At 66.8% G+C, this 25420-nt stretch carries 20 protein-coding genes and 1 pseudogene; 8 read left to right on the top strand and 13 right to left on the bottom strand.

The features are described 5' to 3' along the window. Positions 1 to 141: 141 nt before the first annotated feature. Positions 142 to 1233 (top strand): TerC family protein, encoded by a 1092-nt coding sequence (locus tag AC0MAZ_RS14420; RefSeq protein WP_475858275.1) that lies wholly within the window; start codon positions 142 to 144, stop codon positions 1231 to 1233. Here AC0MAZ_RS14420 and AC0MAZ_RS14415 read toward each other — a convergent pair. The 3 genes and pseudogenes from AC0MAZ_RS14415 to AC0MAZ_RS14405 form a co-directional block, all read right to left on the bottom strand. After that, positions 1234 to 1329, bottom strand: a pseudogene (locus AC0MAZ_RS14415) (DUF1330 domain-containing protein); the annotation flags it as partial. It lies immediately after the preceding gene. Positions 1330 to 1472: 143 nt separating this feature from the next. Beyond that, positions 1473 to 1661, bottom strand: coding sequence for a hypothetical protein (locus AC0MAZ_RS14410; protein ID WP_028691681.1), 189 nt, complete (start codon positions 1659 to 1661; stop codon positions 1473 to 1475). A gap of 140 nt (positions 1662 to 1801) precedes the next feature. After that, positions 1802 to 2122: a heavy metal-binding domain-containing protein gene (locus AC0MAZ_RS14405; protein ID WP_050705861.1), complete on the bottom strand. Its 321-nt coding sequence runs from the start codon at positions 2120 to 2122 to the stop codon at positions 1802 to 1804. A 134-nt stretch (positions 2123 to 2256) separates the two neighbouring features. Here AC0MAZ_RS14405 and AC0MAZ_RS14400 point away from each other — a divergent pair, with 134 nt between their 5' ends. After that, positions 2257 to 3684 carry an MFS transporter gene (locus tag AC0MAZ_RS14400; protein WP_475858273.1) on the top strand — a complete coding sequence of 476 codons (1428 nt, stop codon included), beginning with the start codon at positions 2257 to 2259 and terminating at the stop codon, positions 3682 to 3684. After that, positions 3681 to 4409, top strand: coding sequence for a class I SAM-dependent methyltransferase (locus tag AC0MAZ_RS14395; RefSeq protein WP_203647083.1), 729 nt, complete (start codon positions 3681 to 3683; stop codon positions 4407 to 4409). The genes AC0MAZ_RS14400 and AC0MAZ_RS14395 overlap by 4 nt, the downstream gene beginning before the upstream one ends. A 215-nt stretch (positions 4410 to 4624) precedes the next feature. Here the strand turns inward: AC0MAZ_RS14395 and ribD are convergent, their stop codons facing one another. The 7 genes from ribD to AC0MAZ_RS14360 are packed head-to-tail and all read right to left on the bottom strand — an operon-like array spanning position 4625 to position 11557. Next, a complete protein-coding gene (gene ribD / locus AC0MAZ_RS14390; protein WP_267812193.1) occupies positions 4625 to 5539 on the bottom strand; it encodes a bifunctional diaminohydroxyphosphoribosylaminopyrimidine deaminase/5-amino-6-(5-phosphoribosylamino)uracil reductase RibD in 915 nt (304 codons plus the stop codon). Next, on the bottom strand, positions 5536 to 6195 hold the full coding sequence (locus AC0MAZ_RS14385; RefSeq protein WP_475858271.1) for an SAM-dependent methyltransferase: 660 nt from the start codon (positions 6193 to 6195) through the stop codon (positions 5536 to 5538). The genes ribD and AC0MAZ_RS14385 overlap by 4 nt, the downstream gene beginning before the upstream one ends. 12 nt (positions 6196 to 6207) lie before the next feature. After that, on the bottom strand, positions 6208 to 7899 hold the full coding sequence (locus AC0MAZ_RS14380; RefSeq protein ID WP_203647087.1) for a WD40 repeat domain-containing protein: 1692 nt from the start codon (positions 7897 to 7899) through the stop codon (positions 6208 to 6210). Between the two features lie 23 nt (positions 7900 to 7922). Next, the gene (ribA, locus tag AC0MAZ_RS14375) at positions 7923 to 8519 is read right to left on the bottom strand and encodes a GTP cyclohydrolase II RibA (protein WP_028691687.1); all 597 of its coding nucleotides are present in this window, start codon (positions 8517 to 8519) and stop codon (positions 7923 to 7925) included. 34 nt (positions 8520 to 8553) lie between these two features. Beyond that, a complete protein-coding gene (locus AC0MAZ_RS14370) occupies positions 8554 to 9564 on the bottom strand; it encodes a formylglycine-generating enzyme family protein (RefSeq protein WP_203647092.1) in 1011 nt (336 codons plus the stop codon). 56 nt (positions 9565 to 9620) lie between these two features. Then, the gene (locus AC0MAZ_RS14365; protein ID WP_475858269.1) at positions 9621 to 10514 is read right to left on the bottom strand and encodes a VOC family protein; all 894 of its coding nucleotides are present in this window, start codon (positions 10512 to 10514) and stop codon (positions 9621 to 9623) included. Then, positions 10514 to 11557 (bottom strand): methyltransferase, encoded by a 1044-nt coding sequence (locus tag AC0MAZ_RS14360; protein WP_203647098.1) that lies wholly within the window; start codon positions 11555 to 11557, stop codon positions 10514 to 10516. The genes AC0MAZ_RS14365 and AC0MAZ_RS14360 overlap by 1 nt, the downstream gene beginning before the upstream one ends. Positions 11558 to 11867: 310 nt before the next feature. Between AC0MAZ_RS14360 and AC0MAZ_RS14355 the strand changes: the two genes are divergently transcribed. Further along, positions 11868 to 12512 (top strand): helix-turn-helix transcriptional regulator, encoded by a 645-nt coding sequence (locus AC0MAZ_RS14355; RefSeq protein WP_203647100.1) that lies wholly within the window; start codon positions 11868 to 11870, stop codon positions 12510 to 12512. 120 nt (positions 12513 to 12632) lie between these two features. On the opposite strand, the gene AC0MAZ_RS14350 is transcribed toward AC0MAZ_RS14355, so the two are convergent. Beyond that, complete coding sequence (locus AC0MAZ_RS14350; protein WP_475858267.1) at positions 12633 to 18971, bottom strand: amino acid adenylation domain-containing protein; 6339 nt, start codon at positions 18969 to 18971, stop codon at positions 12633 to 12635. 418 nt (positions 18972 to 19389) lie between these two features. Between AC0MAZ_RS14350 and AC0MAZ_RS14345 the strand changes: the two genes are divergently transcribed. Next, complete coding sequence (locus tag AC0MAZ_RS14345) at positions 19390 to 20142, top strand: helix-turn-helix transcriptional regulator (RefSeq protein WP_232856474.1); 753 nt, start codon at positions 19390 to 19392, stop codon at positions 20140 to 20142. 16 nt (positions 20143 to 20158) lie between these two features. After that, complete coding sequence (locus AC0MAZ_RS14340; protein ID WP_475858265.1) at positions 20159 to 21589, top strand: efflux transporter outer membrane subunit; 1431 nt, start codon at positions 20159 to 20161, stop codon at positions 21587 to 21589. Here AC0MAZ_RS14340 and AC0MAZ_RS14335 read toward each other — a convergent pair. Further along, positions 21559 to 22311 carry an AraC family transcriptional regulator gene (locus AC0MAZ_RS14335; protein ID WP_232856472.1) on the bottom strand — a complete coding sequence of 251 codons (753 nt, stop codon included), beginning with the start codon at positions 22309 to 22311 and terminating at the stop codon, positions 21559 to 21561. The genes AC0MAZ_RS14340 and AC0MAZ_RS14335 overlap by 31 nt on opposite strands. 940 nt (positions 22312 to 23251) lie before the next feature. Between AC0MAZ_RS14335 and AC0MAZ_RS14330 the strand changes: the two genes are divergently transcribed. Beyond that, entirely contained in the window at positions 23252 to 23611 is a 360-nt protein-coding gene (locus AC0MAZ_RS14330; protein WP_475858264.1) for a transposase, read from the top strand. Beyond that, entirely contained in the window at positions 23608 to 24453 is an 846-nt protein-coding gene (locus tag AC0MAZ_RS14325) for an IS3 family transposase (RefSeq protein WP_324256565.1), read from the top strand. Before AC0MAZ_RS14330 ends, AC0MAZ_RS14325 begins: the two co-directional genes overlap by 4 nt. A 418-nt stretch (positions 24454 to 24871) precedes the next feature. On the opposite strand, the gene AC0MAZ_RS14320 is transcribed toward AC0MAZ_RS14325, so the two are convergent. Continuing rightward, positions 24872 to 25309 (bottom strand): PACE efflux transporter, encoded by a 438-nt coding sequence (locus AC0MAZ_RS14320; RefSeq protein ID WP_203647106.1) that lies wholly within the window; start codon positions 25307 to 25309, stop codon positions 24872 to 24874. Positions 25310 to 25420: the final 111 nt, after the last annotated feature.

Here is a 25420-nt window from a genome sequence, read left to right as displayed (position 1 = left end):
AGAAATGTAACAGCCTGCCATTCGCAAGCCCGGCGATCGCGACTAGGCTCAGAAGCATGTGATGCCGGGCCCCTCTGACGGTTTGCGCCGCCATGTCGGAATCACTGTTGCCTTGCAACGTCGACAATCAAGGAGGGGCTCATGACGGCTCTGCAGCATTTCCTCTTCACGCCTTTTCTCGGCACCAGCGCCTGGTTGTGGCTGGTCTTCATCACCATCGTCATCGCCTTGCTGGTTCTCGACCTGGGTGTGCTGCACCGCCAGGACCGCGAGATCGAGATGCGCGAAAGCCTGTTGCTGTACTCGGGCTACTTCAGCGTCGGCGTGCTGTTCGGCCTGTGGGTCTGGCATGAGCTGGGCGCGCAGCCGGCGCTGGAGTTCTACACCGGTTTCCTGGTCGAGCAGTCGCTGTCGATGGACAACGTGTTCGTCATGGCGATGATCTTCAGTTTCTTCGCCATCCCCCGCCGCTACCAGCATCGCGTGCTGTTCTGGGGCATCCTCGGGGTGGTGGTGCTGCGGGCGATCATGATCGGCGTGGGCGCCGCGCTGGTGCAGCACTTCGCCTGGGTGCTGTACCTGTTCGGCGCCTTCCTGCTGTTCACCGGGGTGAAGATGGCCCTGTCAAAGGACGACGCCCACCCGGACCTGGCCAACAACCCGGTGCTGCGCTTCGTGCGCCGGCACATGCGCGTCACCGACCAGCTGCATGGCCGGCACTTCTTCGTCCAGCTCACGCCGCCCGGGGCGACGCGGGCGATCCGCTATGCCACGCCGCTGTTCCTCGCCCTGGTCTTGATCGAGCTGGCCGACCTGGTGTTCGCCGTCGACAGCGTGCCGGCGATCTTCGCCATCACCCAGGACCCGTTCATCGTCTACACCTCGAACATCTTCGCCATCCTTGGCCTGCGTTCGCTGTACTTCGCCCTGGCGGCGCTGATGCACCGCTTCGTCTACCTCAAGTACGCGCTGGCGCTGGTGCTGATCTTCATCGGCTGCAAGATCTTCTGGCACGGGCTGGTGGGCAAGGTGCCGGCCGGGATATCGCTGGGGGTGACGTTCGGATTGCTGCTGGGCGGAGTGCTGTTGTCACTGCTGCGCACCCGTGACCAGTCGCCACCCGCCGATACCGACGCCGTGCAGGACACGCCGCTGCCCACCACGGACAAGCCGGCGACTCCACGCCCTGCCGGCGAAAACCCGGAAAAGAAAGACCCGCACCTGCGGGTCTGATCAGGGGGCGAGCCCCTCGACGATGATCACCTGCGCCAGCGCCACGCCCTGGCAATGGCGGCAGGCATCCTGGTACAGGTCCGACCGGTAGCGGGCCCCGCGGCACTGCAGAAGGTCGCCGGGGGGGGTGGTGATCCTGGCCAACCACGAAGAGCGACCTGAGCAAGGGCGCCGGGGCCCATTGAACGCGACGGCGCCCACAGGACCTGTGGGCGCCGCGATGGGGATTCAGCGCGGATTTACTTCTTCGACGGGACACGCGGCGTGAAACGCCCCTTCTTGGCCCGCTGCAGGTGCGCCGGTTGCAGTTGCTCCGACTCGTCCAGGGTCATGTTGGCAAAGCCCAGGCGCACGGCTGCCTGGCCACAGCGCACCTGGCTGTTGATAGGAAACGCATCGTTCAGGTCTTCGAAATAGGATTCGCTCATGCCCTGTCTCCCTCCAATGGCGACCGTGCCGGCAGGCAATACGCCTGCCTAGTGAAGCGGCGGTCCGTTGAAGTGAGACTAGCCGGTCATTTGCAGACCAGTCGGACAAAATTTCCTGGTCCGACCAGTGGCAACTGGCCTTACTTCAGACGCACCGCCGTGCCGGTGGCGAACACCACGACCATGCCGCCCTGTACCGACGGCATGCTGATCTCGAAGTCCACGCCTACCAGCGCATCGGCCTGCAACTGCCGTGCCCGCGCCATGAGTTCCTCGGTGGCCTGCTCGCGGGCCAGCTTCAGCGCGCCCTCCAGGGTTTGTGAGCGGCCGCCGAAGAAGTCGCGAAAGCGTGCGAAGAAATCGCGCACGAAGTTGATCCCCTGCACCGATTCGGCGCTGACCACGCCGAGGTACTCGGCAATCGGGCGGCCGTCGAGCTGGCTGGTGGTGCTGATGATCATGGGTGACGCTCCTGGAACAAGACAAAAGAGCACGATCCTAGCAAAAACATCACCGCCAAATTACACAAGCAAAACCTTGAATAATGATTTTCCGACTCCTAGACTCCCAGCGCAGGACCACGCAAGGAGCGTACATGACCGCAATCCCCGAACAGCCCCCGGCGCGCTGGAGCGAACTGCTCAGCGGCGGCAACGCGCTGCGCTCGATCGCCCTGGCCGGCGGCGTCGCCCTGCATGCCATCAATGTCTACATCGTCACCACCCTGCTGCCGACCGTGATCGAAGAGATCGGCGGGTTGGCCTTCTATGCCTGGAACACCACCTTGTTCGTGGTCGCCTCGATCATCGGTTCCACCCTCTCCACCCGCCTGCTGGCCCGTAGTGGGCCGCGAGTCGCCTACCTGCTGGCGCTGGTGGTGTTCACCATCGGCTCGCTGCTCTGCGCCCAGGCCGCGAGCATGCCGATGCTGCTGCTCGGACGCAGCGTGCAGGGCCTGGGTGGCGGCATCCTGTTCGCCCTGAGCTATGCGCTGATCCACCTGGTGTTCGACAGCCGCCTGTGGCCCCGCGCCATGGCCCTGGTCTCGGCGATGTGGGGCGTGGCCACGCTGTGCGGCCCGGCCGTGGGCGGGGTGTTTGCCGAAGGTGGACACTGGCGCTGGGCGTTCTGGTCGCTGCTGCCGGTGGCTGGCGCCCTGGCGCTGATCGTCTGCCTGCGCCTGCCGGCGCGCCAGGCCGTGGACGACAGTGGCGCGCGCCCGGCCTACGGGCTGATCGCCTGCCTGGTGGCCTCGGTGCTGGCGATCTGTGCGGCCAGCCTGGCCGATACCTTGTGGATCAACCTGGCCGGCATCGTCGTGGGCCTGGCCCTCGCCGCGCTGATCGCCCGCCGCGATCCGCGGGCGCGCCATCACCTGTTGCCCACCGGGGCCTACAGCCTCAGGCAACCGATGGGCGCGCTGTTCGCCATGATGTGCCTGCTGGTGGCGGCCATCACCACTGAAATCTATGTACCTTACTTCCTGCAGCGCATCCATGGCTTCGGCCCGCTGGCCGCCGGCTACCTGACTGCCGTGATGGCCGCGGGCTGGACGGTTGGCGCCCTGGCCAGCGCCGGACGCGACCGCGATGGCGGCGCCTGGCAGATCCGCAGCGGGCCGCTGGTGGTGGCCGTGGCGCTGCTGGCCCTGGCCGTGCTGACCCCCGCCCCGGCCTGGATCGCCAGCGCGCCGGGCCTGGCCCTGTTCGCCCTGGCCCTGGCCGGCGTCGGCCTGGGCATCGGCCTGGGCTGGCCGCACCTGCTCACCCGGGTGCTGCAGGCAGCGCGCCCCGGCGAGGAAAACCTCGCCTCGGCCTCGATCACCACCGTGCAACTCTACGCCACCGCCCTGGCCGCGGCCCTGGCCGGCCTGGTCGCCAACGGCGCCGGGCTGGTCGAGCCCGGCGGCGAGCAAGGCGCGCGCCAGGCGGCGCTATGGCTGTTCGCCGTGTTCGCCTGCGCGCCGCTGCTGGCGCTGCCGTTGGCGCTGCGACTCACCTCTGAAAACAAGGAGCGCCCATGAAGGAATCCAAGGAAGTCTACGAGCGGATCAGCGAGCAGTTCGAAGACTTCACCAGCCACGCCAGCCAGCGCGGGGTCGAGGTCGACACGTTTCGCTACATGGCCGGCGAAGTGACCGGCGAGGAAGTTCTCGACCTGGCCTGCGGCCATGGCTTCTTCAGCCGCCGCCTGAAGGACTGGGGCGCGGCGCGGGTACACGGCGTGGATATCTCGCCGAGCATGATCTACCAGGCGCGCCAAGCCAACGACGGCATCGCCTACGAAGTGCGCGACGTGGCGCAGATGGGCCGCATTGGCCAGTTCGACAAGGTCACCGCCGCCTGGCTGTTCAACTACGCCGGCAGCGTCGAGGAGTTGCGGCGCATGTTCGAGAGTGTCGCCCTTAACCTCAAGCCGAACGGACAGCTGATCGCCTACACGGCGAACCCCGCCTTCGACCTGGCCCTGGGCAATTTCACCGAGTACGGCATTCGTGTGCTGGACGAACAGCCGGTGGAAGGCGGCCTGCGCTGCCGGGGCCAGTTCATGAGTACACCGCCTGCGGACTTCACCTATTACCGCTGGCAAAAGTCGGTCTACGAACAGGCCGCCCACGATGTCGGCCTGCGCAACGTGCGCTGGATTGCCCCACTGATCAGCGGGATCCGCAAGAAAGCGCATCCGCCTGGGTATTGGGACCTGTTCGAGCAGAACAGCCTGCAGGTCGGGCTGATCTGCAGTCGCTAGGATCATCGAAGCTTACGCTCAGAAAAACTACGATTAAGTGGCAAGCGCGTATTCTGTGGGAGCGGCTTTAGCCGCGAAGCAAGCAACGCGGTGGATGGCACCAGCTTCGCCGGTGTTCGCGGCTAAAGCCGCTCCCACAGGTCCCTGCTAAGTCAATGAGTAAGGGCCGCAAAGCAGCCCCGTTGATCGTGATTACAGCGCAAGTCCTGAGGGCGCTAGACCTGGACCAGCCACTCATCCACCAGTCCCTGGCGCGCCAGGGCCTCGCACCAGGCTGGCTCGGCCTCGACCTGGACTTCGTTGCAGTCGAGCTCATGCAGCGCCTGTAGCACCTGCAAGCCACCCAGATCCTCCAGTTCCTGGCAACGCGCACGGGCATACCGACCGTCCCGCCTCGCCTGCGCCCCATGCAGCACCAACGTCGGCGCCCGCCCATCGAGCACCTTGGCCGAAGCCGGGCAGTCCAGCCCCTGGTCGAGCAGCACCCGCAAGGGCACCACCGGCTCGGCCCTTTGCCCGGCAACCTGCGCCACCAGCGAGGTGTCGCAGGCCTTCACCCAGTCACAAGTGGTCAGCAACGCCGAAGCCCTGCCCCGCCAGTGCGCCAGGGGCGTCTGCTCGTCGCAATGGCTGAGCATCGTGCCTTCGCCCAGCGCACCGATCTCCAGCGCCGCCGGACGCAACACCCGCACCCAAGGGCGCTGGCGCTCGATGCGCGAGAAGAACCCGCGATTGAGCGCCCGTGCCCGTGGGCAAGGCAAGGCCTCGACCGCGATGCCCGCACCACGCAGGCGATCCGCGCCGATGCTCTGCGAGACATCGCCGCTGGCCGTGACTACCCGACTCACCCCCGCCGCCACCAGGGCATCGGCGCACGGCGGCGTGCGCCCATGGTGACCACAGGGTTCCAGGGTCACATAGGCGGTCGCCCCCCGCGCCGCCGTGCCCGCCTCGCGCAGGGCGTGCACTTCGGCATGGGCCTGGCCGGCGCGCTGATGCCAGCCGCGCCCCACCACCTGCCCGGCGTTGACGATCACGCAGCCGACCCGCGGGTTGGGCATGGTGCTGTACAGGCCCTGGCTGGCGAGCGCCAGGGCCATGTCCAGGTAGTGGCGATCAATTGCACTCACGTGCGAACCAGCGCCAGCAGGTAGCGAGCCTCGCCATGCTGGCGCTCGATCACATCCAGCCCCTGCCAGGTGAAGCCATGGCCCTCGAGGGTCTGGCGGATGCCGTCGTCGGTGAAGAAGTAGCCCTGGCGCTGGTTGTCCATCTCGCGCCAGCCCGGCTGCGGATGGGCCGCGTCGACCCCGAACACGTTCAGCCCCACCAGCGCGCCGGGGCGCAGCAGGCGGCGCACATGGCCCAGGTATGCAGCCCACTCATCCGGGTGCTGGTGGTGGAAGCAGCCATTGTCCAGGGCCGCGTCGAACACCGTGCCCGGCGCCGGCTGCCAGTCCTGCATGGCCTTGTTCACCAGGTCCAGTCGATCGCCCCAGCGCTTGCGCAGCAACGGCCAGCTGGAGTTCTCGACGATATCCAGCCCGGTGACCCGGTGCCCGGCGAGGATGAAGGTGGAGGCGTCACGGCCACGGCCCACGCCGATGTCCAGCACATGCTGGTCGGCACGCGGGTCGAGCCGTTCAAGGAAGGCCTGGGCCGCCTGGATCATGCCGATATCCCACGACCACTCGTCCTCGCCATGGCTGTAGCGGTGCACGAACGAAGTGTCGAGGGCCTTGCGGTAATCGCCCTGGGCCATGAAGTCACTTGCTTGCTTACTCATCGTGCTGCTCCTTCAGGACGCCAGGCGGGCGTCGATACCGTAGATGCGCCCGTCATAGGAGCTGGCCAGGAAGGCGTCGCTGACGGCGTCGTGGGTCAGGCAGGAAATGCCGCTGGCGGTCGGCCGCTGCATGGGCAGCCAGCGCCGCGAGGCCAGGTCGAACAGCGCCACGGTACCGTTGTAGGCCGCGGTGGCGATCACCCGGCCATCGCCGGAGGCGGCGATGCACTTGATCGAGTGCTGGTGCGGCGAGTCGAACACCTCGTCGCCGGTCTCCAGCCACAGGCGCAGCTTGAGGTCGCGACCGATGCTGGCGAAGCCGCCGGTGATCGGGCAGCAGCCATTGGAAATACGCGTGTGCGCCCCCTCGATATGCCGCACGCTGCTGAAATCCTCGATGCTGTGCAGCGCGGCATCGGCCGAGGCGCAGACGCTGAACAGGTGGCGCTCGTCGGCGGCCACGCCCTTGATCGCGTTGTCGTGCATGGGGATCGACGCCACCAGGCGCAGTCCGCCCTGGCCGTCATGGCCGAACACCAGGCCTTCGCCGGTGTAGGTGCCGATCAGCGCCAGGTCCTCGCCGTTCCTGACGAAAGTTGCGCCGCAGTTGAGCGGCGAACGGTGCTGGTACAGCATGCGCCCGGACAGGCCGTCGAACACCTGGCCCATCTGGCCGCCGGTCAGCAGCAGCGGGCCGAACGGCAGGAGGAAGTTGCACAGGCTGCCGACACTGGTCACCGGCTGGTCGTCACGGTGCAGGATGCCGGCGTCGCCGATGCTGTACTGGCGCTCGTCGCTGCGCACCACGGCGTTGATGCTCACCGCCGGCTCGATGCCCGACACCTGCCATTGGTCCTGCTCGTAGTTCCAGGTGGCGTAGCGCGAACCGAAGGTGGCGAACACCAGCTGTTCGTCACCGACGAAGGCGCAGCTGCGCGGCCAGACGATGCTCGGCAGCGCGGTGCTGCGGCGCTTGACCAGGTTACGCCCGGCGTCGAAGGTCCAGAGGATCGCCGAGCGGTCGTAGCTCAGGCTCACCAGCAGGCGCTTGTCGTCGTTCCAGACGATGCGCTTGATCCCGGCGGCGTGGGCCGGCACGGTCTGCACCTGGCCCTGGGCGATGATCGAGATACGCCCCTCGTCGTCCCCGGCGAACACCACGCCTTCGCGGGTGATAGCAATGGTGTCGGTTTCCACGCCGCCGATGTCCACCTCGTCGCATTGCTGGCCGGTGCGGGTGTCCCACTGGCGCACGGTACCGTCGTCGCTGCTGGAGATCAGGCGCTGGCCGTCCGGCGACCAGACCACCGAGATGACGTCGGCCTGGTGGCCATGGAACGCCTGCAGCTGCACGCCGTCGAGGTCGAAGATGCGCAGCACGTGGTCACGCGAGCAGGTGGCCACGCGCTGGCTGTCGGGCGAGAACACCGCCATCTCGACGTCGTCGTTGTGCCCCTGCAGCACGGCTTTCAGGCGCATGCTCGGCACTTCCCAGATGCGCGCGGTGTAGTCGCTGCTGGCGCTGACCAGGTGCTTGCCGTCACTGCTGAACGCGCACTGGTTGGCCAGGTGGTCGTGGTGCACGCGGTGGATCGGCTCGCCGGTGGCGGCGTTCCACAGGATTACCTGGTTGTCGTAGCCGGCGGTGGCGACGAAGCGCGCGGCATGGGCGGCGATACCGCTGATAGGGCCAATGTGTTTCATCGAAAGATCCTTTTTCGCTGGAGTCAGAGCTTGATCGAATGGCTGGACTTGACCGCCTTCGCCTGCAGGTAGTTGCGGTTGTGATTGGTCAGGAACACCCCGGTGGGCACCTGCTCGATCACATCGATGCCACCGGCGCGCAACTGGGCGACCTTCTCCGGGTTGTTGGTCAGCAACCGGCACTGGTCAACGCCCAGGGCGCGGAGGATCTGCACGGCCGGGTCGAACGAGCGCGAGTCGGCCAGGTGGTTCAGACGCAGGTTGGCCTCGTAGGTATCCAGGCCCTTGTCCTGCAGCAGGTAGGCCTCGAACTTGGAGTACAGGCCAATGCCGCGCCCTTCCTGGCGCAGGTAGATCAGGTAGCCGCCCACCTCCTTGAGGGTGCGCAGCGCCTCCTGCAGCTGCGGGCCGCAATCGCAGCGCTGCGAGCCGAACACATCGCCGGTGATGCACTCGGAGTGCACCCGCACCAGCGGCACGTCGCACTGCTCGCGGCCGATGCCGACGGCGAAGTGCTCCTGGTCACGCTCGAAGCCGTGGAAGCCGAAGAAATGGGCGTCGACGTCGCCGCCGAGAATGGAAATCGGCACGATGGTGTGAAGCGAAACATCCTTGTTCATGGAATCAGACCTCTTGCACGGAAGACGGAACAGCTCAGTTGTGGTTTTCAACCAGGCGAAAACCCATGACGTAGATCGGTCGCGGGTAACGCCCGTGGCGGCGCGCGGTGCGCGCCAGGTCGCGGAAACGGGTGAAGCTGCCACCGCGGGCCACGCGGTGGGTGCCGACATCGAGCACCAGGTCGTCCTCGATCTGCGGTCCGCCGGGGTATGGCCGGTAGTCCTCGGCCACGTACTCCTCGACATTGCCGGCCATGTCCAACACGCCGAAGGGCGAGGCGGCGTCGATGAACACGCCGACCGGCGTGCTGTCCAGGTAGCCCAGCTCGGCGGTGTTGGCCTGCTCGACCTGGTAGGCGTCGCCCCAGGGGAACTGGCGGCCTTCAGGGCCGGCGGCGGCGTACTCCCATTGCGCCTCGCTGGGCAGGGCGAAACGCCGGCCGGTGCGTTCGCTGAGCCACCGGGCGTAGGCGTCGGCGTCACTGGCCGAGACGCTGTACACCGGATGGTTGGCGTGATGCCGCGGGTAGCGGCCGAACGCCCAGCCGTCAGGGATGCCGGCATGCCCGCTGTCGAGCAGGAACTGGCGGTACTCCTGGTGCGTCACCGGAAAGCGGGCGATACGAAATGCCGCCAGCTCCACGGCGTGGCGCGGGGTCTCCTTGTCGATCCAGCTGCGGTCCAGGCCGAGCCCGTCGAACTGGTCCATCACCTGCTCGACCGCGCGCGGATCGAGGCCGATGTGCACCCGCGCGGCGGGAATGTCGATCATCTGCGGGGCGAAGGTGTCGATGCGCGGGTCGCCACGCAATGCCAGCACCTCGCCGGCGGCAATGCGCCGGGCCAACGGCTGGCGCGGCTGCTCGAGCAGCGTTAGCAGGCCGTCCAGCGGCGCCTGGAGCAGATCGTCGAGCGCCGTGGCGACCTGCGTCTGCAATGGGTGCTCCTGGTAATGCTGCGGGTAACCCATCAATGCCCGGTCGCTGACATCCTTGGGCAACGGGCTGGGCAGCCGTGGCCAATGCCACTGTTTGTAGCTGTTCATGCAAATACCTGCCTGGGCACAGGCCTGCCCGATGGCAGGCCTGTGACGACGTGGGATCAGAGGCGGTCGAGGAGCAACCGTGGGTTGCTTTCGATCATCTCCACTTCAGCGCTGTAGACTTCGATCACCAGACCATCCGGGTCCTCGAAGTAGACGGCGCTGCGCACGTTGTCCGGCCCATGGTGGTAGCCCGGCGCCGGGCCGTTGCCCTTGACCAGCTTGATGGTGCCGGCGGCGCTGACCTGCTCGGCGATGCGCCGAACGTCCTCGGGCAGCGCCCGCACACCGATGTGATAGCCGGTCGGGTAACTGAACGACTCGCTCTGCTCGATGAAGAAGTCGAAGCCGTTGAGCTCCATCACGGCCTTGCGCGGCCCCAGGTTGTAGCAGTAGTTGGCGCCGAGGATGTCGCTGTAGAACGCCTTGGAGGCTTCCAGGTCGCGGGTGAGGATATTGACGTGGTTCATCTCGGGACGCTGCGCGGCCCGCGCCGCGTCGTCCAGCCCCAGGCCGTCGAGCGAGCGCCACAGCTTGGTCGCGGCTGCGAACTTGGCGAAGCCCGCCAGCCAGTCCTTGATCGCCAGCTCCGGCGCCTGCCCGGCACCGATATCCAGCGAGTAGGGATAGAGGAAGCCCTGGCTCGCCTGCTGCCACTGGGCGATCACGCCGCTGGCAGGCGGCAACTGCGCCAGTGCGCCCTGCACGCGGACCAGCACCAGCGCGGTGTTGCGGCACAGTCCGCTGGCCTCGTTGAGCAGCGCGTTCAACGCCGCCGGCGGCGTGGCGCTGTCGAGCAGCAGGCAGACCGCGTCCACCGGTCCCTGGCCGGCCGGCTTCTGGCTGACCTGCAGGCTGAAACCCGCCGCCGCCGCTGCGCTGCCCAGGCTGTCCAGGGCCTGGGCCGCCGCGTCGCCGAGCGGCGCGGCATGCAATGCCAACAAGCGCAGCATCAGACAGCCCTCCGTCCGATCAGCAGGGTGTAGCGGCCGATCGGCTCCTGCTCCACGGTGAGCCCCGCCTTCGCCATGCTGTCGATCAGGTAGCGGGTCGAGTGCAGCTCGCCGTTGACCGTGTTGAGCATCATGTGCAGGGAGAAGTCGGCCGACAGCGCCGGATGGATCTCGTCATCCTCCAGGGCCATGCTCAGCACCAGCAGCGCGCCGTCACCCTCGACCATGCCGGCGGCGCCGGCGATCAGGGTGCGCACCTGCTCGCGGGTGAAATAGTGCAGGCAGTCGTTGAGCATCACCACGTCTGCCCGCTCGCCCTGGTACTGCGCCAGGTCCAGCAGGTTGCGGGCATGGAAGCCCAGGCGGTCGTCGAGACGGTACTTGGCGAAGGTGGCCGCAGCCGCCTCGCGGGTCGGCTCCAGGTCCCAGACCTCACCCTTGACCTGCGGATTTCGGCTGGCGATCTCGGCCAGGTAGGTACCGTGGCCACCGGCCAGGTCGATCACCCGCCGGGCCTTGTCGAACAGCGGCAGGTCACGCAGCACGTCGACCATGGGCTGGCTGAAGCGGACCATGGCATCGTTGAAGGCATCGCGAGCCGCCAGGTCGTGCTTGAAACGGTTTTCCTGCTGGAAATCCAGCGAGGTGCGGCTGCGCAGCACTTCGTCCAGGCGCGGCCAGTTATGCCACTGCAGACGCTGATGATCGATGATCGGGCCGATGAACTCGGCGCTGTCGCTGACCAGGAAACGCTGGCTCAGCGGCAGGTTCTCGAAACCTTGGGCAGTGCGTTTCAGCAGGCCCATGGCTACCAGCGCGTTGAGGAAGATGCGGCCCTTGTTCGGCACCCAACCCAGCGCATCGCTCAGGGCCTGGGCGCTGACCGGCTGGCGGGTGTGGTCGAACACACGCTGGGCCAGCGCCGAATGCAGGATGGCGGACTGGCGGTACTGGTCGGAGAGCTTCACCAGGTCGACCACGCCTTGCAGACTGTTCAGTTCGTCGGCGTGTTCGTAGATGGTCACGGGTTTCTGGGCATTCATGCACTCACATCCCTGTCGAGTTATTGTGGGTGAGCCCATGCCCGGCATCTACCAGCAAGGTGTCGATTGACTTGCACGCACCCCTCCCTGGGACCGGCAAGCACAGGCTCCGCAATTGAGCCTAGACGCAGACCCAATAAATACAACTAATACCTTTTATATTTTTATCGCATATAAATTTTCTTATCGATAATCGTTCATCTTGCACAATTCACCGCGAATCCGGGCTATCCTTCGCCCACTTGCCTGCGCAAAGGATGGCCCAGGAGAGTGCCCGATCCGTTCATTCACGCCCGGTTTCCAGCGCTCCATGACCTCGACCACCGTTGATACCAACTGCACCGCCGACCGCATCCTGTTCCTGCTCAAGACCCGCGGGCCGCTCAAGACCGCCGACCTGGCCCAGCTGCTCGCCATCACCTTCGAAGCCACCCGCCAGCAGGTGCAGAAACTGCAGGCGTCCGACCTGATCAGCGGCATCAGCGTGCCGGCCAAGGGCGCCGGGCGCCCTTCGCAAAAATGGGCGCTGACCGCCACGGCCCAGCGCCGCTTCCCCGATTCCCACAGCGTGCTGACCCTGCAACTGATCGAGAGCGTCGAGCAGGTCTTCGGCAGCGACGGGGTCGACCGCCTGATCAGCCGCATGGAAGACAGCAACAGCCGTGAGTACCAGCAGGCCTGCGCCGATGGCCAGAGCCTGGAAGACAAGGTGCGCATCCTCGTGCAGTTGCGCGAGCGCGCCGGCTACATGGCCGAGATGCAGGCCGACGGCAATGACTGGCTGATCGTCGAAAACCACTGCCCGATCTGCATCGCCGCCACCCGCTGCCAGGGGTTCTGCCGCAGCGAGCTGCAGGTGTTCCAGGCGGCGATCGGCGAGCAGGGGCTGGTGGAACGTTGCGAGCACCTGATCTCGGGGGATCGGCGCTGCGTCTATCGCATTTCGCCGAAATAATCTGGCGTTCTAGCAACGTGGGGGCGTTCTAGCCCCGCGATCACCGGCCAAGCCGGTGCCATGCAGCGCCTCGCGGGGCAAGCCCGCTCCCACGCCCCCTCGCCAGGTCAACGTGACTCATCAGATCCGCCGCCTGCCCTTCAGCGCCGGAATGGTGGTCTGCGCAATCGCCACCTGTTCCTGCTCACGCCGGGTGTTGGCCGCCAGGCCCGCCAGGGTCGGCTGGCTGAACAACAGGCGCGCATCGGCATGCAACCCCGCCTGGCGCATGCGCGCCACCAGGCTGACCGCCAGCAGTGAGTGTCCGCCGAGCTCGAAGAAGTTGTCGTCACGGCCGACCTGCTCGATCTTCAGCACCTCCGTCCAGATCTGCGCCAGCGCATGCTCCAGCTCGTCGCGGGGCGCCTCATAGGCCCGGCTGATCACCGCCTCCGCGCCCGGCGCCGGCAAGGCGCGGCGATCGACCTTGCCGTTGGGGCTCAGCGGCAGCTCGGCCAGGAGCACATAGGCCGAAGGCACCATATAGGCCGGCAGGCGCGCCGACAGGTACGCACGCAGCGCTTCCAGCGTCGGCGCGGCATGGCCGTCGCGACAGCTGGCATAGGCCACCAGCCGCTCCTCGCGCACCAGTACCACGGCCTGGCTTAAGACCGGGTGGGCGGCCAGCAGCGCCTCGATTTCGCCCGGCTCGATACGCAGGCCGTTGAGCTTGACCTGGAAGTCATTGCGCCCGATGAACTCCAGCTCGCCATCGGCGCGATAACGCACCAGGTCGCCGGTACGGTACAGGCGGTCGCCGGCCACGAACGGGCTGGCGATGAAGCGCTCGAACTGCAACGTCGGCAAGCCCAGATAGCCGCGGGCCACGCCGATGCCGCCGATATGCAGTTCGCCAGCACAACCCACGGGCACCGGACGGTCATGGGCGTCGAGCACGTACAGGCGGGTATTGCCGATCGCCCGCCCGATCGGCGGGGCGACGGTGGGCAACGGCTGGCGCGGCTCCAGGGTCCAGGCGGTGCTGTCCACGGTGGCCTCGGTGGGGCCATAGACATTGTGCAGGCGCACCTGGGGCAAGGCCTGGCGCACCTGTTGCGCCAGCGCCAGGGTCAGCTCGCCGCCGCCACAGAAGACATCGCGCAGGCTGCTGCAACGCTCGACGCCCGGGGTGTCGAGAAACGCCTGCAGCAGGGCCGGGACAAACTTGACGGTAGTCACCCGGCGCGTCTGGATCAGCTGCACCAGATAGGCCGGATCGCGGTGCCCGTCGGGGCGCGCCAGCACCAGGCGCAAGCCGGCGCACAGCGGCCAGAACAACTCCCACACCGAGCCGTCGAAGCTGAACGGCGCCCGTTGCAGCAGCGCGTCGTCGGCCTGTGGCGGGCACAGCTCGCTGCCCCAGCGCATCAGGTTGCACAACCCGCGATGCTCGACCATCACCCCTTTCGGCGTACCGGTGGAGCCCGAGGTGTACATGACATAGGCCAGGTGCCCGCCGCCCAGTTCCGGCAGTTCGGGCGCAGGGTCGCCATGCCCCTGCCAGTCACCGTGATCCAGGTCCACCAGCGGTGTCGACAGGCCCTCGAACAGGCCGCGGGTGGCTCCGTGCACCAGCAGTGCCAGGGGCGCGCTGTCGGCAAGCATGTAGTGCAGGCGTTCGTCGGGGTAGCCGGGGTCCAGCGGCACATAGGCGCCACCGGCCTTGAGCACGCCGAGCAAGCCAACAATCAGCGAGGCGCCGCGCTCCAGGCACACGGCGACCCGGCTGTCGGGCCGCACGCCCAGGCCGATCAGGTGATGGGCCAGCCGGTTGGCCAGGGCATCGAGCTCGCGGTAGGTGAGCTGTGTCTCTTCGCTCTGCAGCGCCACGGCATCCGGCGTGCGTCGCACCTGGGCGGCGAACAACGCCGGCAGGTGCGGATAGGCGGGATCCAGCGCCACCTCGGTGGCATTGAGGGTCTCCAGCAGATAGACGCGCTCCGTCTCCGGCAAGGTCGAAAGCGATTGGAGCGCCACTGGCGGCTCGCTGACCAGGGCATTGGCCAGCGCCTGCAGGGCGCAGCAAACATGCCCGAGCACCCGTTCGGCGCCCAGCTCGCGAGGCGCCCGCACACTCAGCCGCAGGCTGTCGCCCTGCTCGTCCACGGTCAGCACCAGGGCGTGGCTGTGCACCTCGCTGGCATCGAGCAACGTCACGCCAGGCAGCGCCACGCTGTCGTGCGCGGCGCCATGCCGATAATTGAGCAGGCTGTCGAACAACGCCACCCCGGCAGGCAAGCCGCTGCAGCGCTGGGCCAGCACCAACGGCGCATCCTCGTGCCCGAGCAGTGCCGCCAGCTGGCCGTGGATTCCGGCCAGCGCCTGGCCCACATCACGACCGGCCAGCGACACCCGCAGCGGCAGGCTGTTGATGAACATGCCCAGCGCCCGCTCGGCACCCTCGCCCGCCATCACCCGACCCAGCAGCACGGTGCCAAATAGCACCTCGTCGCGACCGCCCAAGGCTCCCAGCACCTGGGCCCAGGCCAGGTGCATCAGGCTGCCCAGGCCGACGTCGTGCTGACGCACGCGCTGGCGCAAGGTCGTGGCCAAGCCCTCAGGAACGGTCAGGGCGCAGGTTTCGACGGTGGCCTGGCCCTCCTCGCCCATGCCGGCCAGCCTAGGGGGCGCTTCCACCCCGGCCAGGGCTTCGCGCAGGAAGGCTTCATGCCCCGCCTGCCTGGCCTCGTCGCGGCTCAGGGCGACGTAGTTGCGATACGGCACGGGCGCTGGCAGCGTGTGTCCCTCGCCCGCCATCAGCGTCGCCAGCTCGGCCAGCAGCACCTGCACCGAGACCGCGTCGTTGACCAGGTGGTGGAAGTGCAGCAGCCCCAGCCAGCGCTGCCGCGCGCTGTCCTCGACGCAGGCCAGGGCCATCATCGGCGCCTGGCGCAGGTCCAGCCGCAGGGCCTCTTCGCGCAGCCGGGTGGCCGCGTCGCCCGAACCGGGCGCAAGCACCCTCAGCGGCAACCAGGCCTGGCGCCACACCACTTGCTGCGGCTGCGCCAGGCCTTCCCAGGCCAGGCTGGTACGCAGGATGTCGTGACGCTCGATGACCCCGGCCAAGGCGCGGTTGAACGCCTCCAGCGCAGCCTGGCTGGCGAAGGCGAACAGCGCCTGTTGCTGGTACGGGTCACGGTCTTCGGTGAGGTGGTGATACAGCAGGCCTTCCTGCAGCGGTGCCAGCGGGTAGATCTCCTGCACATTGGCCGCGCCACCCGGAACCATGCCGACGATGCGGTCGATGCTGGCCTGATCGAGGCGGGTCAGGGCCAGCATCTCGGGGGTGATCCGCTGGCTACCCGGGGCCACGTGGTTGGCCGGTACCGACTGCGCAGGGGTACTGCCGAGCGATGCGGCCAGGCTCGCCAAGGTCGGCTGACCGAACAGGACCTGTGCATCTACTTGCAGCCCCGCCTGACGCATGCGCTCGATCAGGCGCACCGCCAGCAGCGAATGGCCGCCCAGCTCGAAGAAGTGATCGTGCCGCCCAACCTGCTCCACCTCCAGCAACTCGCCCCACAGCGCGGCCAGGCGCTGCTCAAGCTCGCCCCGGGGCGGCTCGTGGGCGCGCCGTACCGTGGCCTCGTTGCCCGGCACCGGCAAGGCGCGGCGGTCGAGCTTGCCATTGGCGGTCAACGGCCAGGCCGTCATCGCCACAAAGGCGCTCGGCAGCAACGCGGCCGGCAGGCGCCTGCGCAGGTGCTCGTGCAACTGCAACGGGGTCGATGCGTGTTCGCCGAGGTACCAGGCCACCAGCTGGCCGTCGCGCAGCAGTACCAGCGCCTCGCGCACGGCCGGGTGGCTGGCCAGCGCGCTCTCGATCTCGCCCAGCTCGACCCGCACGCCGCGGATCTTCACCTGGTCGTCGCCGCGCCCCAGGTACTCCAGGGTACCGTCGGGCAACCAGCGCACCAGGTCCCCTGTGCGGTACATCCGGGCGCCGTGCTGCGGGGTGAACGGGTCGTCGAGGAAGCGCTCGGCTGTCAGGTCGGGCCGATTCAGGTAGCCGCGGGCGACACCCGCACCGCCGATGTACAACTCACCGACGGCGCCTATCGGCAGTTGCCGGCCCTGGGCATCGAGCACATGCAGGCGGGTATTGGCCACCGGCGCGCCGATGTGCAGCACCTGGCCCGGGCGCACCTCGCCCGCGCTGGCCACCACCGTGGCCTCGGTCGGCCCGTAGTTGTTGATGATCCGCCAGCCTTGCTCCCGGGCCAGGCGACGCAGGCGATCACCGCCGACCAGCAAGGTGCGCAGGGTAGGATGCGCCTCGCCCTGGGCGAAGGCGTGCTCTGCCACCGGCGTGGGCAGGAAGCTGACCTGCAGCGGCTGGGCGCGCCACCAGCGCAGCAGCGCGTCGATGTCCTCGCCGCTCTCGCCCACCGGCGCCAGGTGCAGGGTGGCGCCGGCGCACAGGGTCGGCCAGATCTCCCAGGCCATGGCATCGAAGCCAAAGCCGGCCAGGCTGGAGGTGGCGCTGCCAGGCTGCAGGTCGAAGGCGGCGCAGTGCCAGTCGACCAGGTTGGCGAGCATGCGCTGCTCGATCATCACCCCCTTGGGCTGGCCGGTGGAGCCGGAGGTGTAGATCACATAGACCAGGCTTTCGCCCGATAGCCCAGGCACCTCGAGGTCATCAAGCACTGCCGTGGGCAATGGCAAGCGGTCCAGCTCGATCACCGGCACATCGATGGCCGGCAAGCGCTCGCGCAGGACGGACTGGGTCAGCACCACCTTTGGTGCGCAATCGTCGAGCAGGTAGCGCAGACGCTCGCCCGGGTGCGCCGGATCGATCGGCACATAGGCCGCGCCAGCCTTGAGCACCGCCAACAGGCCAACCAGAGTGTCCAGGCCTCGGCGAGCGACCACCGCCACCCGCTGCTCCGGCGCCACGCCCAAGGCCTGCAGTTGCGTGGCCAGCTGATTGGCGCGGTTGTTCAGCTCGGCATAACTCAGGTGGCGCCCCTCGTGCACGGCGGCCGTCGCCTCGGCGCGCAGCGCGGCCTGGGCCTCGATGCGCCGATGGATCAGGGCCGGGCCTTGGGCGGCGCTGGCCGTGGCATTCCACAGCCGCAGGCGCTGGTGCTCGTCGGGCAACAGCAGGTCGTAGTCGTCGATGGCCGCCTGCGGCCGCTCCAGCCCCTGGGCCAGCACATGCAGCAGGCGCGCAGTGAACACCTCGACCTCTTCGGGGGCCAGCCAGGCCTGGTTGTACACCAGGTGCAGCCAGGCCTTGCCATTGTGCGGGTTGCTGCGCAGGTAGATCGACAGCGGCGTCGGCTCGTGATCGTTGCATACCTTCACGCTGTGGGCGCCGAGGCTGCCAAAGCGCAGGTCGTGGCCCTCTTCCTCGTAGGACACGGTGATCTCGAACAATTGCCCCCGGGCCTCCCGGGACAGCCCCAGCGCCCGGTTAAGGTCGCTGAGCGGCAGGCGCTGGTGGCGCAGGTCGCGCCGCAGGGCATCGCCGATACCGCGCACCAGCTCAGCGAAGCTCAAACTCCGGCCGAAGTCCATGCGCAAGGCATTGACCTGGACGAACATGCCCAGTGTCGCCTTGGCCCGCGCATTGCCACGGTTGCGCACCGGCAGGCCGACCACCCAGTCGTCCCGCTGCCAGGCCCGGGCACAGCACACGTGCAAGGCCGCCAGCAGCACATGGGCGACCGATCCCTGCAGTTCGTCGGCCAGTTGCCGCATGCGCGCCAGCAGGTCGCCGTCGAAACTGCGGTCCAGCGCATGGCTGGGCGTGGCACCTGGCGGCAGGCCCTGTTCCCTGGGGCGCAGCAGCGCATCGGGCAGTTGCGGGTAACGGCATTGCCAATAGGCAAGATCGCGCTGCTGGCGGGCCGATCCCTGGTAGGCCAGGTCATCCTCGATGAACGTCCGGTAGGACGGGGCGGTGTCCGGCAGTGCCAGGCCCTGCTCGAGCAGACCGTAGTACTGGCCCAGCTGGTGGAGCAACTGCTCCAGGCCCCAGCCGTCGAGGATCAGGTGATGGGCCTGCAACATCAGCAGGCTGCGCGCGCCGCCCACATGCAGCAATGCCATGCGCAGCAACGGTCCGGTTTCAAGGGCGAAGGGCTGTTGCAGCAAGGTCTTGGCCAGACGCTGTGCAGCGGCGAACGGCTCAGCCTGCCCGCGCAGGTCGTGCTCGTCCAGCGGCACCTGCAAACCGGCCACAAAGCGCTGGCGGGCCACGCCATCGTCCCCCGCCTTGCGCACCAGCACCGTGCGCAACCCGTCGTGAAGCGCGACCAGATGCGCCAGCGCGCGCCGCAGCAGGCCACTGTCCACGGCGCCGTCGAATTCGAGATAGCCGCCGACGTTGTAAAGCGGCGAGTCGCCATGGCTGATCTGGTCCAGCCAGATGTCGCGCTGGGCGCAGGTCAGGGGGAAGCTATCGGCGACGGACATGGGCGGGTCTTCCTTGAAACGGGATCGTCCGCGGATTCAAGCACCCACCCCGCGCCCTGTATGGCCCCCCAAACCCGGACACTGGCCAATACCTTTTCGCTCCGCCTGAGCCTGCTGAATCTTTTGTAGGAAATTGACGATAGTCGGCAGCCGGTACCTGCCTACCCCTGTCAGCCGGCGGGGCAATCGCCGGCGATCTGGTCGGTTTCTGGCGCCAATTGTCCGACAATCCATCGATTCAAGCTGCATGAGCCCGGGGAAATACCGACTTTTCTTGTCGGATAATTTGGCATTTCCTGTCCCCGCTTTCCGCTACAGACGCAGGCTCGGAGCCTGCTATTCAATAGCGCCAAGCCCCAGCACAGAGAGGACTCGACCGCGAGACCCACCGCGTTACCGGATCAAGGAAGACAACGACATGAAGCTGATCGACAGCCTCGAACACCGCCACGACCCGCACCTGTACCTGCAGTTGGGCGCACTGGTTGCCAGCACCGGCGATGCCACCTTCGCCGAACAGATGTTCCAGCTGATCGACGACCAGGTACCGATCCATCGACTCGACCTCAGCGAATGGACCCTCGACAGCGACCAGGCCAGCATCCGCCAGGTCAAGGTGCTGGGCAGCGCCGGCCTGCCCGAGGCGACGCCCGCGCAGGCGCAGCTGCGCCATCCCCTGCTGCAAAGCATCATGCGCATGGAAGACCCCTTGCTGATCCAGATAAACGCCCCCGTGCACCAGTGCAACCTGGTGTCGCGCAGCGGCGACCGGCGCTGGGTCATCTGCTGTCATCGCCAGCGCAGCGAGCGGATGTTCTCCCTGGCCGAACTGTCGCTGCTCAAGCGCCTGTCCGACACCCTGTTGCCTCTGGTCGAGCACCATGCCCAGCTGTTCCTGCAGGCGGCCCAGCGCCGCCCGGGAAGCCTGCAGGCGGATGAGGCCGGCTCGCTGCGCCAGGTCTTCACCGAGCGCCTGGAGCAGGAGGCAATCCGCCTGTCCACCCGCGAACAGGAAGTGTGCATCGGCCTGCTCACCGGAGCCACCGTGCCACAGATGGCCCAGCGCCTGAATGTGAAGAACAGCTCGATCGAGACCTACCTGAAACGCGCCACCGCCAAACTCGGCGTCAGCGGACGCCATGGCCTGGCCCGCTGGATGGCCGGCACCTGATCCCAGAGACCCTGTCATGCCGCGAATCACCCTGCCCTTGCTTGTCCTCGTATTGACCGGTTGCAGCCTCGCCCCCGACTACCAGCGCCCACTCTCGCCCAGCGCCGAGCAGTACCCCACGGGTGTCGCCTACCGGGGCGGGCCACCCGCCACGGACGTGGCCGGCGACTGGCGCGGGGTGTTCCGCGACCCGGTGCTGCGCCAGTTGCTCGACACCGCGCTGGTCAACAACCGCGACCTGCGCGTGGCCGTGCTCAACGCCGAGGCCTACCGTGCCCAGTACCGCATCCAGCGCGCCGAACTGCTGCCGAAGATCGCCGCCAACGCCCAGGGCACGCGCCAGTACCTGCCACGGCGGCGCACCGGTGGCGAAGGCATGATCAGTTCCCAGCAATCGGCCACCGTCGGCATCAGCGCCTATGAACTGGACCTGTTCGGTCGATTGCGCAGCCTCAGCGACCAGGCCCTGCTCAACTACCTGGCCACCGACGAGGCCCGGCGTGGCGCCGAGCTCAGCCTGCTCAGCAGTGTCGCCGGCGCCTACCTGACCTGGCGCGCCGACCAGGAGCTGCTGGCCCTGTCGCGCCAGACCCTGCAGGCCGACGAGAAGAGCCTGCGCCTGACCCAGCGCCAGCGCCGCACCGGCACCCTGTCGGCGCTCGACCAGATCCAGGCCACCACCCGCGTCGACAGCACCCGTGCTGCCGTGGCGCGTTACACCCGCCTGGCCGCCCAGGACCTCAACCAGTTGCAGCGCCTGGTCGGCGCGCAGGTCGACGAACGCCTGCCGGCGCTGCCGCTGGCCGACGAGCAGATCGCCCGGGTGCCCGCCGGCCTGCCCGCCGACCTGCTGCAACGGCGCCCGGACATCCGCCAGGCCGAGTACCAGCTGCAGGCCGCCAACGCCAATATCGGCGCGGCGCGGGCGGCGTTCTTCCCGAGCATCAGCCTGACCGCCAACGCCGGCAGCAGCAGCCGCGAATTGGCCGACCTGTTCGATGCCGGCAGCGGCACCTGGCTGTTCCAGCCGCAGGTCAACCTGCCGCTGTTCAACGCCGGCAGCCTGCGTGCCAGCCTCGACTACGCCAAGTTGCAGAAGGACATGCAGGTGGCACGCTACGAGAAGTCGATCCAGACCGCCTTCCAGGAAGTGGCCGACGGCCTGGCGGCGCGCAGCACCTACCAGCAGCAGTTGCAGGCCCAACGCGCCTTGGTGGAGGCCAGCCAGCGCTACCACGACCTGGCCGAGAACCGCTACCGCACCGGCATCGACAGCAGCCTGACCTTCCTCGACGCCCAGCGTTCGCTGTTCAGTGCCCAGCAGGGCCTGATCAGCGACCGCCTGGCACAGCTGTTGGCCGAGGTGAACCTGTTCACCGCGCTGGGCGGCGGCTGGGACGAGGCGCCGGGGCTGGCCTACCAGCGCTCCGCGGCCCTGCCGAAGTAGACCGACGGCGACACCCCGAGGGTGCGACGGAACATGGCGCTGAAGGCGCTGGGGCTGTCGTAGCCCAGGTCCAGCGCCACCTCCAGCACCGACTGCCCGGCCGCCAAGGCATCAAGGCTGGCCAGCAGGCGCATGCGCCGCAACCACTGCACCAGGCTCAGGCCGGTCTCGCGCTGGAAGGCGCGGGTCAGGGTGCGCGGGTTGAGGCCGCTGTGGGCCGCGGCACGGGCCAGGCTCCAGTCCTCGGACGGTGCCTGGCGCAGGGCCTCGCACAGGCCTTGCAGATGCGTCGAGTGCGGGCTGGGCACATGCAGGGCGAACACCGGCAGCACGCGCAGCTCGTCGAGAATCAGTTGCATGATCCGCGCCTCGCGCCCCTGGGCCGGATGGTCGGGGGCGATGTCCATGGCGCGGATGATCAGTTCGCGCAGCAGCGGTGAGATCTCGATCACCTGGCACTGGCGCGGAAGGTCCGGGCGCGCGCCAGGGTCGACGAACAAGGTACGCATGCGCACCACGCCGGCCATGCGCAGTTCGTGATCGACCGCCGCCGGCACCCAGACCCCGCGCCCCGGGGGGACCACCCAGCTGCCTTCACGGGCGCTGACCGTGACCACGCCGCTGATGGCGTGGATCAGCTGGGCGCGGTCATGGCAGTGCGGGGCGATGTGCTCGCCATGGCGGTAGTTCTCGGCGAGCGGCAGGATGATCGGGCGCGGCATTGGTGCGGATCTGGCTAGGGTGGAGGGGGATTATGGCGATGTGGGGGGTGAAGGGGAAATCGGGGGAATTGGGGATGGTGGGGTGTTTCGGGGTGTTCGCCGGGAGAGTTGCAGCGCTCTTGAGATCGAGCGCCGCCCGCGCGGTGCATCGCGACGCAAGGCCCCCACAGGGATCGCGCCAGATTCTAAAAATTGAGCAAGACAGTTGCTCCCACAGGCGTGGCGCGTGGCTTGAGGGCCGCGCGGTCGCTGTGGGAGCGGCTTCAGCCGCGAACACCGGCATAGCCGGTGCCAGGCACCGCGTCGCCTGCTTCGCGGGTAAACCCGCTCCCACAGGGATCGCGCCAGATTCTAAAAATTGAGCAAGACAGTTGCTCCCACAGGCGTGACGCGTGGCTTGAGGGCTGCACGGTCGCTGTGGGAGCGGGCTTGCCCGCGAACACCGGCATAGCCGGTGCCAGGTACCGCGTCGCCTGCTTCGCGGGTAAACCCGCTCCCACAGGGATCGCGCCAGATTCTAAAAATTGAGCAAGACAGTTGCTCCCACAGGCGTGGCGCGTGGCTTGAGGGCTGCGCGATCGCTGTGGGAGCGGCTTCAGCCGCGAACACCGGCGCAGCCGGTGCCAGGCACCGCGTCGCCTGCTTCGCGGGTAAACCCGCTCCCACAGGGATCGCGCCAGATTCTAAAAATTGAGCAAGACAGTTGCTCCCACAGGCGTGGCGCGTGGCTTGAGGGCCGCGCGGTCGCTGTGGGAGCGGCTTCAGCCGCGAACACCGGCATAGCCGGTGCCAGGCACCGCGTCGCCTGCTTCGCGGGTAAACCCGCTCCCACAGGGATCGCGCCAGATTCTAAAAATTGAGCAAGACAGTTGCTCCCACAGGCGTGGCGCGTGGCTTGAGGGCCGCGCGGTCGCTGTGGGAGCGGCTTTGAACTGGCCTAATGATTTTGGACACCTTCATCGGGCGCTATGATGGCGCCCAATTGGAGGCAAAATCAGTGCGTAAATCTTATTCAAGAGAATACAAAGTCCAAGCTGCCGAAATGGTGCTGGACGGTGGGCAGTCAGTTCCTGAGGTCTGTGCCGCCCTTGGGCTGGGCCCTACCGCGCTTCGCCGCTGGGTTGACCAGGTGCGTGAAGAGAGAACCGGTAAGGTTCCGGCTGGAGCCAAAGCGATTACACCCGAGCAGCAACGAATTGAAGAACTCGAAGCGCTGGTTCGGCAAAAGGATCGGGATATCGAAATCCTAAAAAAGGCCAGTGCTCTCCTGCTTCGGGACTCCAAAGATCGTTCTCGCTGATCAACGAGCTGAGTGAGCAATACCCTGTTGTCGACTGCTGCCGCGTGCTTGGGGTTAAGCGCAGCAGTTTCTATGCGTGGCGCAAACGACAAGGACGTGAAAACCCGGCAAGAGATGCGCTACGCCTGCTGGTAATCAAGCACTTCAACGCATCGCGAAGTGCTTCTGGCTCGCGAACCCTGGCGCAGGAATTGCGGCACGAAGGCCATGAAATAGGACGATACAAGGTGCGTGCGCTAATGCGTGAAGCTGGCCTGAAGTGCAAACAGCGCAGGCCGCACCGCTATCGGTCATCAGGGGCAGAAGCGTTGATCGCCGAGAATCAGCTGAAGCGCAATTTCAAGGTTTCGGCGATCAATGAGGTTTGGTGTGGCGATGTGACCTATATCCAGGTTGGCAGGCGCTGGCTGTACCTAGCCGCCGTGATTGACCTCTATGCCCGTCGCGTAGTGGGTTGGGCATTCTCGATGATTGCAGATGCCAACTTAGCTTGTAACGCCCTGCGCATGGCCGCTGAATCGCGGGGTAGGCCGGCGGGCGTAATGTTTCATTCAGACCAGGGCTGTCAGTACACCAGCCATAAATTCAGAGCCGCGCTCGATGAGTACAACTTGAACCAGAGCATGAGCCATCGAGGCCAATGCTGGGATAACGCTGCCATGGAGCGATTCTTCGGAGCATTGAAATCAGAATGGGTGCCGGCAGAGGGTTACGAGACCGAAGCGCAGGCACGAGTGGATATCCAGGCTTATCTGATGCGCTACAACCTCAAGCGCCTCCACAGCTACAACGGCTATGAAACGCCAGTAGCCATGGAGGAAAAGCTCAAGGCAGCGGCATGAACCTTAACCGGTGTCCAAAATTACTTGACCAGATCACTTCAGCCGCGAACACCGGCATAGCCGGTGCCAGGCACCGCGTCGCCTGCTTCGCGGGTAAACCCGCTCCCACAGGGATCGCGCCAGATTCTAAAAATTGAGCAAGACAGTTGCTCCCACATTTGTTTCGGGCCAATTATTCCTGTGAATGAGGCGGCGCCCGCCTTGGTGCATGTCTCAAGTCGTGCGGGGCGGCAGTGGTGCCCACGCCGAATCTGCGTCGGACCGACAAGGCGGACCAGGTGATGGCACAGGATTGACTGGCCCGAAACAAATGTGGGAGCGGCCTTGCGTCGCGATGCGCCGCGCGGGCGGCGCTCGATCTCATAGGCGCTGCAATCCTGTCGCCAAACACCTTTGCGCCACTACACAATCCCCGCCATCAACACCCCTTGACCCCTTCCTGCGCCGACACCGGCACATCGAAGACCTTGTCGAACCCCCACTGGAACACGAACGCATAGACAAAGAAGAACACGAACAGCGCCAGGTTGGTCACCAGCGCCGCCCACAGCCCGATATCCAGCCAGTAGGCCACCAGCGGCAGCAGGATCAGCACCAGCCCACCCTCGAAGCCCAGGGCATGCAGCAGGCGCCGCAGGAAGGTGCGGCTACGCTGACTTTGGCGTGCCTCCCAACGCTCGAACGCCCAGTTGTAGGCCATGTTCCAGCTCATGGCGATGCCCGACATGAGGATCGACAGCACGGTCGACTGGGCCATGCCGGCGCCGAATGCCAGCTCCAGCGCAGGCGCGACGCAGGCCACGGCGATAGCCTCGTAAAGGATGGCCTGGACGACCTTGCGCGCCTTGCCTTGCATGTTCAGCTCCCCGAAGAAAAGACCTACAAAGCTACAAGAAGAAGGCTGTAAGAAAAAGTCGGAAATACTTTATTGACTGACCGTTCAATCAAGAAAAGCTAGCATAAACGT

The sequence above is a fragment of the Pseudomonas sp. A genome, from assembly GCF_056270345.1.
Note: the sequence above shows the minus strand (reverse complement) of the source record. Positions and strands in the feature narration are given on the sequence as shown.

Bases quoted from the DNA above. Each gene is read 5' to 3' on its own strand.
- AC0MAZ_RS14330 (WP_475858264.1), top strand. From the start codon at position 23,252: ATGATTTTGGACACCTTCATCGGGCGCTATGATGGCGCCCAATTGGAG.
- AC0MAZ_RS14320 (WP_203647106.1), bottom strand. From the start codon at position 25,309: ATGCAAGGCAAGGCGCGCAAGGTCGTCCAGGCCATCCTTTACGAGGCT.
- AC0MAZ_RS14355 (WP_203647100.1), top strand. From the start codon at position 11,868: ATGACCTCGACCACCGTTGATACCAACTGCACCGCCGACCGCATCCTG.
- AC0MAZ_RS14360 (WP_203647098.1), bottom strand. From the start codon at position 11,557: ATGAATGCCCAGAAACCCGTGACCATCTACGAACACGCCGACGAACTG.
- AC0MAZ_RS14335 (WP_232856472.1), bottom strand. From the start codon at position 22,311: ATGCCGCGCCCGATCATCCTGCCGCTCGCCGAGAACTACCGCCATGGC.
- AC0MAZ_RS14395 (WP_203647083.1), top strand. From the start codon at position 3,681: ATGAAGGAATCCAAGGAAGTCTACGAGCGGATCAGCGAGCAGTTCGAA.
- AC0MAZ_RS14380 (WP_203647087.1), bottom strand. From the start codon at position 7,899: ATGAAACACATTGGCCCTATCAGCGGTATCGCCGCCCATGCCGCGCGC.
- AC0MAZ_RS14370 (WP_203647092.1), bottom strand. From the start codon at position 9,564: ATGAACAGCTACAAACAGTGGCATTGGCCACGGCTGCCCAGCCCGTTG.
- AC0MAZ_RS14410 (WP_028691681.1), bottom strand. From the start codon at position 1,661: ATGAGCGAATCCTATTTCGAAGACCTGAACGATGCGTTTCCTATCAAC.
- AC0MAZ_RS14350 (WP_475858267.1), bottom strand. From the start codon at position 18,971: ATGTCCGTCGCCGATAGCTTCCCCCTGACCTGCGCCCAGCGCGACATC.
- AC0MAZ_RS14365 (WP_475858269.1), bottom strand. From the start codon at position 10,514: ATGCTGCGCTTGTTGGCATTGCATGCCGCGCCGCTCGGCGACGCGGCG.
- AC0MAZ_RS14340 (WP_475858265.1), top strand. From the start codon at position 20,159: ATGCCGCGAATCACCCTGCCCTTGCTTGTCCTCGTATTGACCGGTTGC.
- AC0MAZ_RS14385 (WP_475858271.1), bottom strand. From the start codon at position 6,195: ATGAGTAAGCAAGCAAGTGACTTCATGGCCCAGGGCGATTACCGCAAG.
- AC0MAZ_RS14345 (WP_232856474.1), top strand. From the start codon at position 19,390: ATGAAGCTGATCGACAGCCTCGAACACCGCCACGACCCGCACCTGTAC.
- ribA (WP_028691687.1), bottom strand. From the start codon at position 8,519: ATGAACAAGGATGTTTCGCTTCACACCATCGTGCCGATTTCCATTCTC.
- AC0MAZ_RS14420 (WP_475858275.1), top strand. From the start codon at position 142: ATGACGGCTCTGCAGCATTTCCTCTTCACGCCTTTTCTCGGCACCAGC.
- AC0MAZ_RS14400 (WP_475858273.1), top strand. From the start codon at position 2,257: ATGACCGCAATCCCCGAACAGCCCCCGGCGCGCTGGAGCGAACTGCTC.
- AC0MAZ_RS14405 (WP_050705861.1), bottom strand. From the start codon at position 2,122: ATGATCATCAGCACCACCAGCCAGCTCGACGGCCGCCCGATTGCCGAG.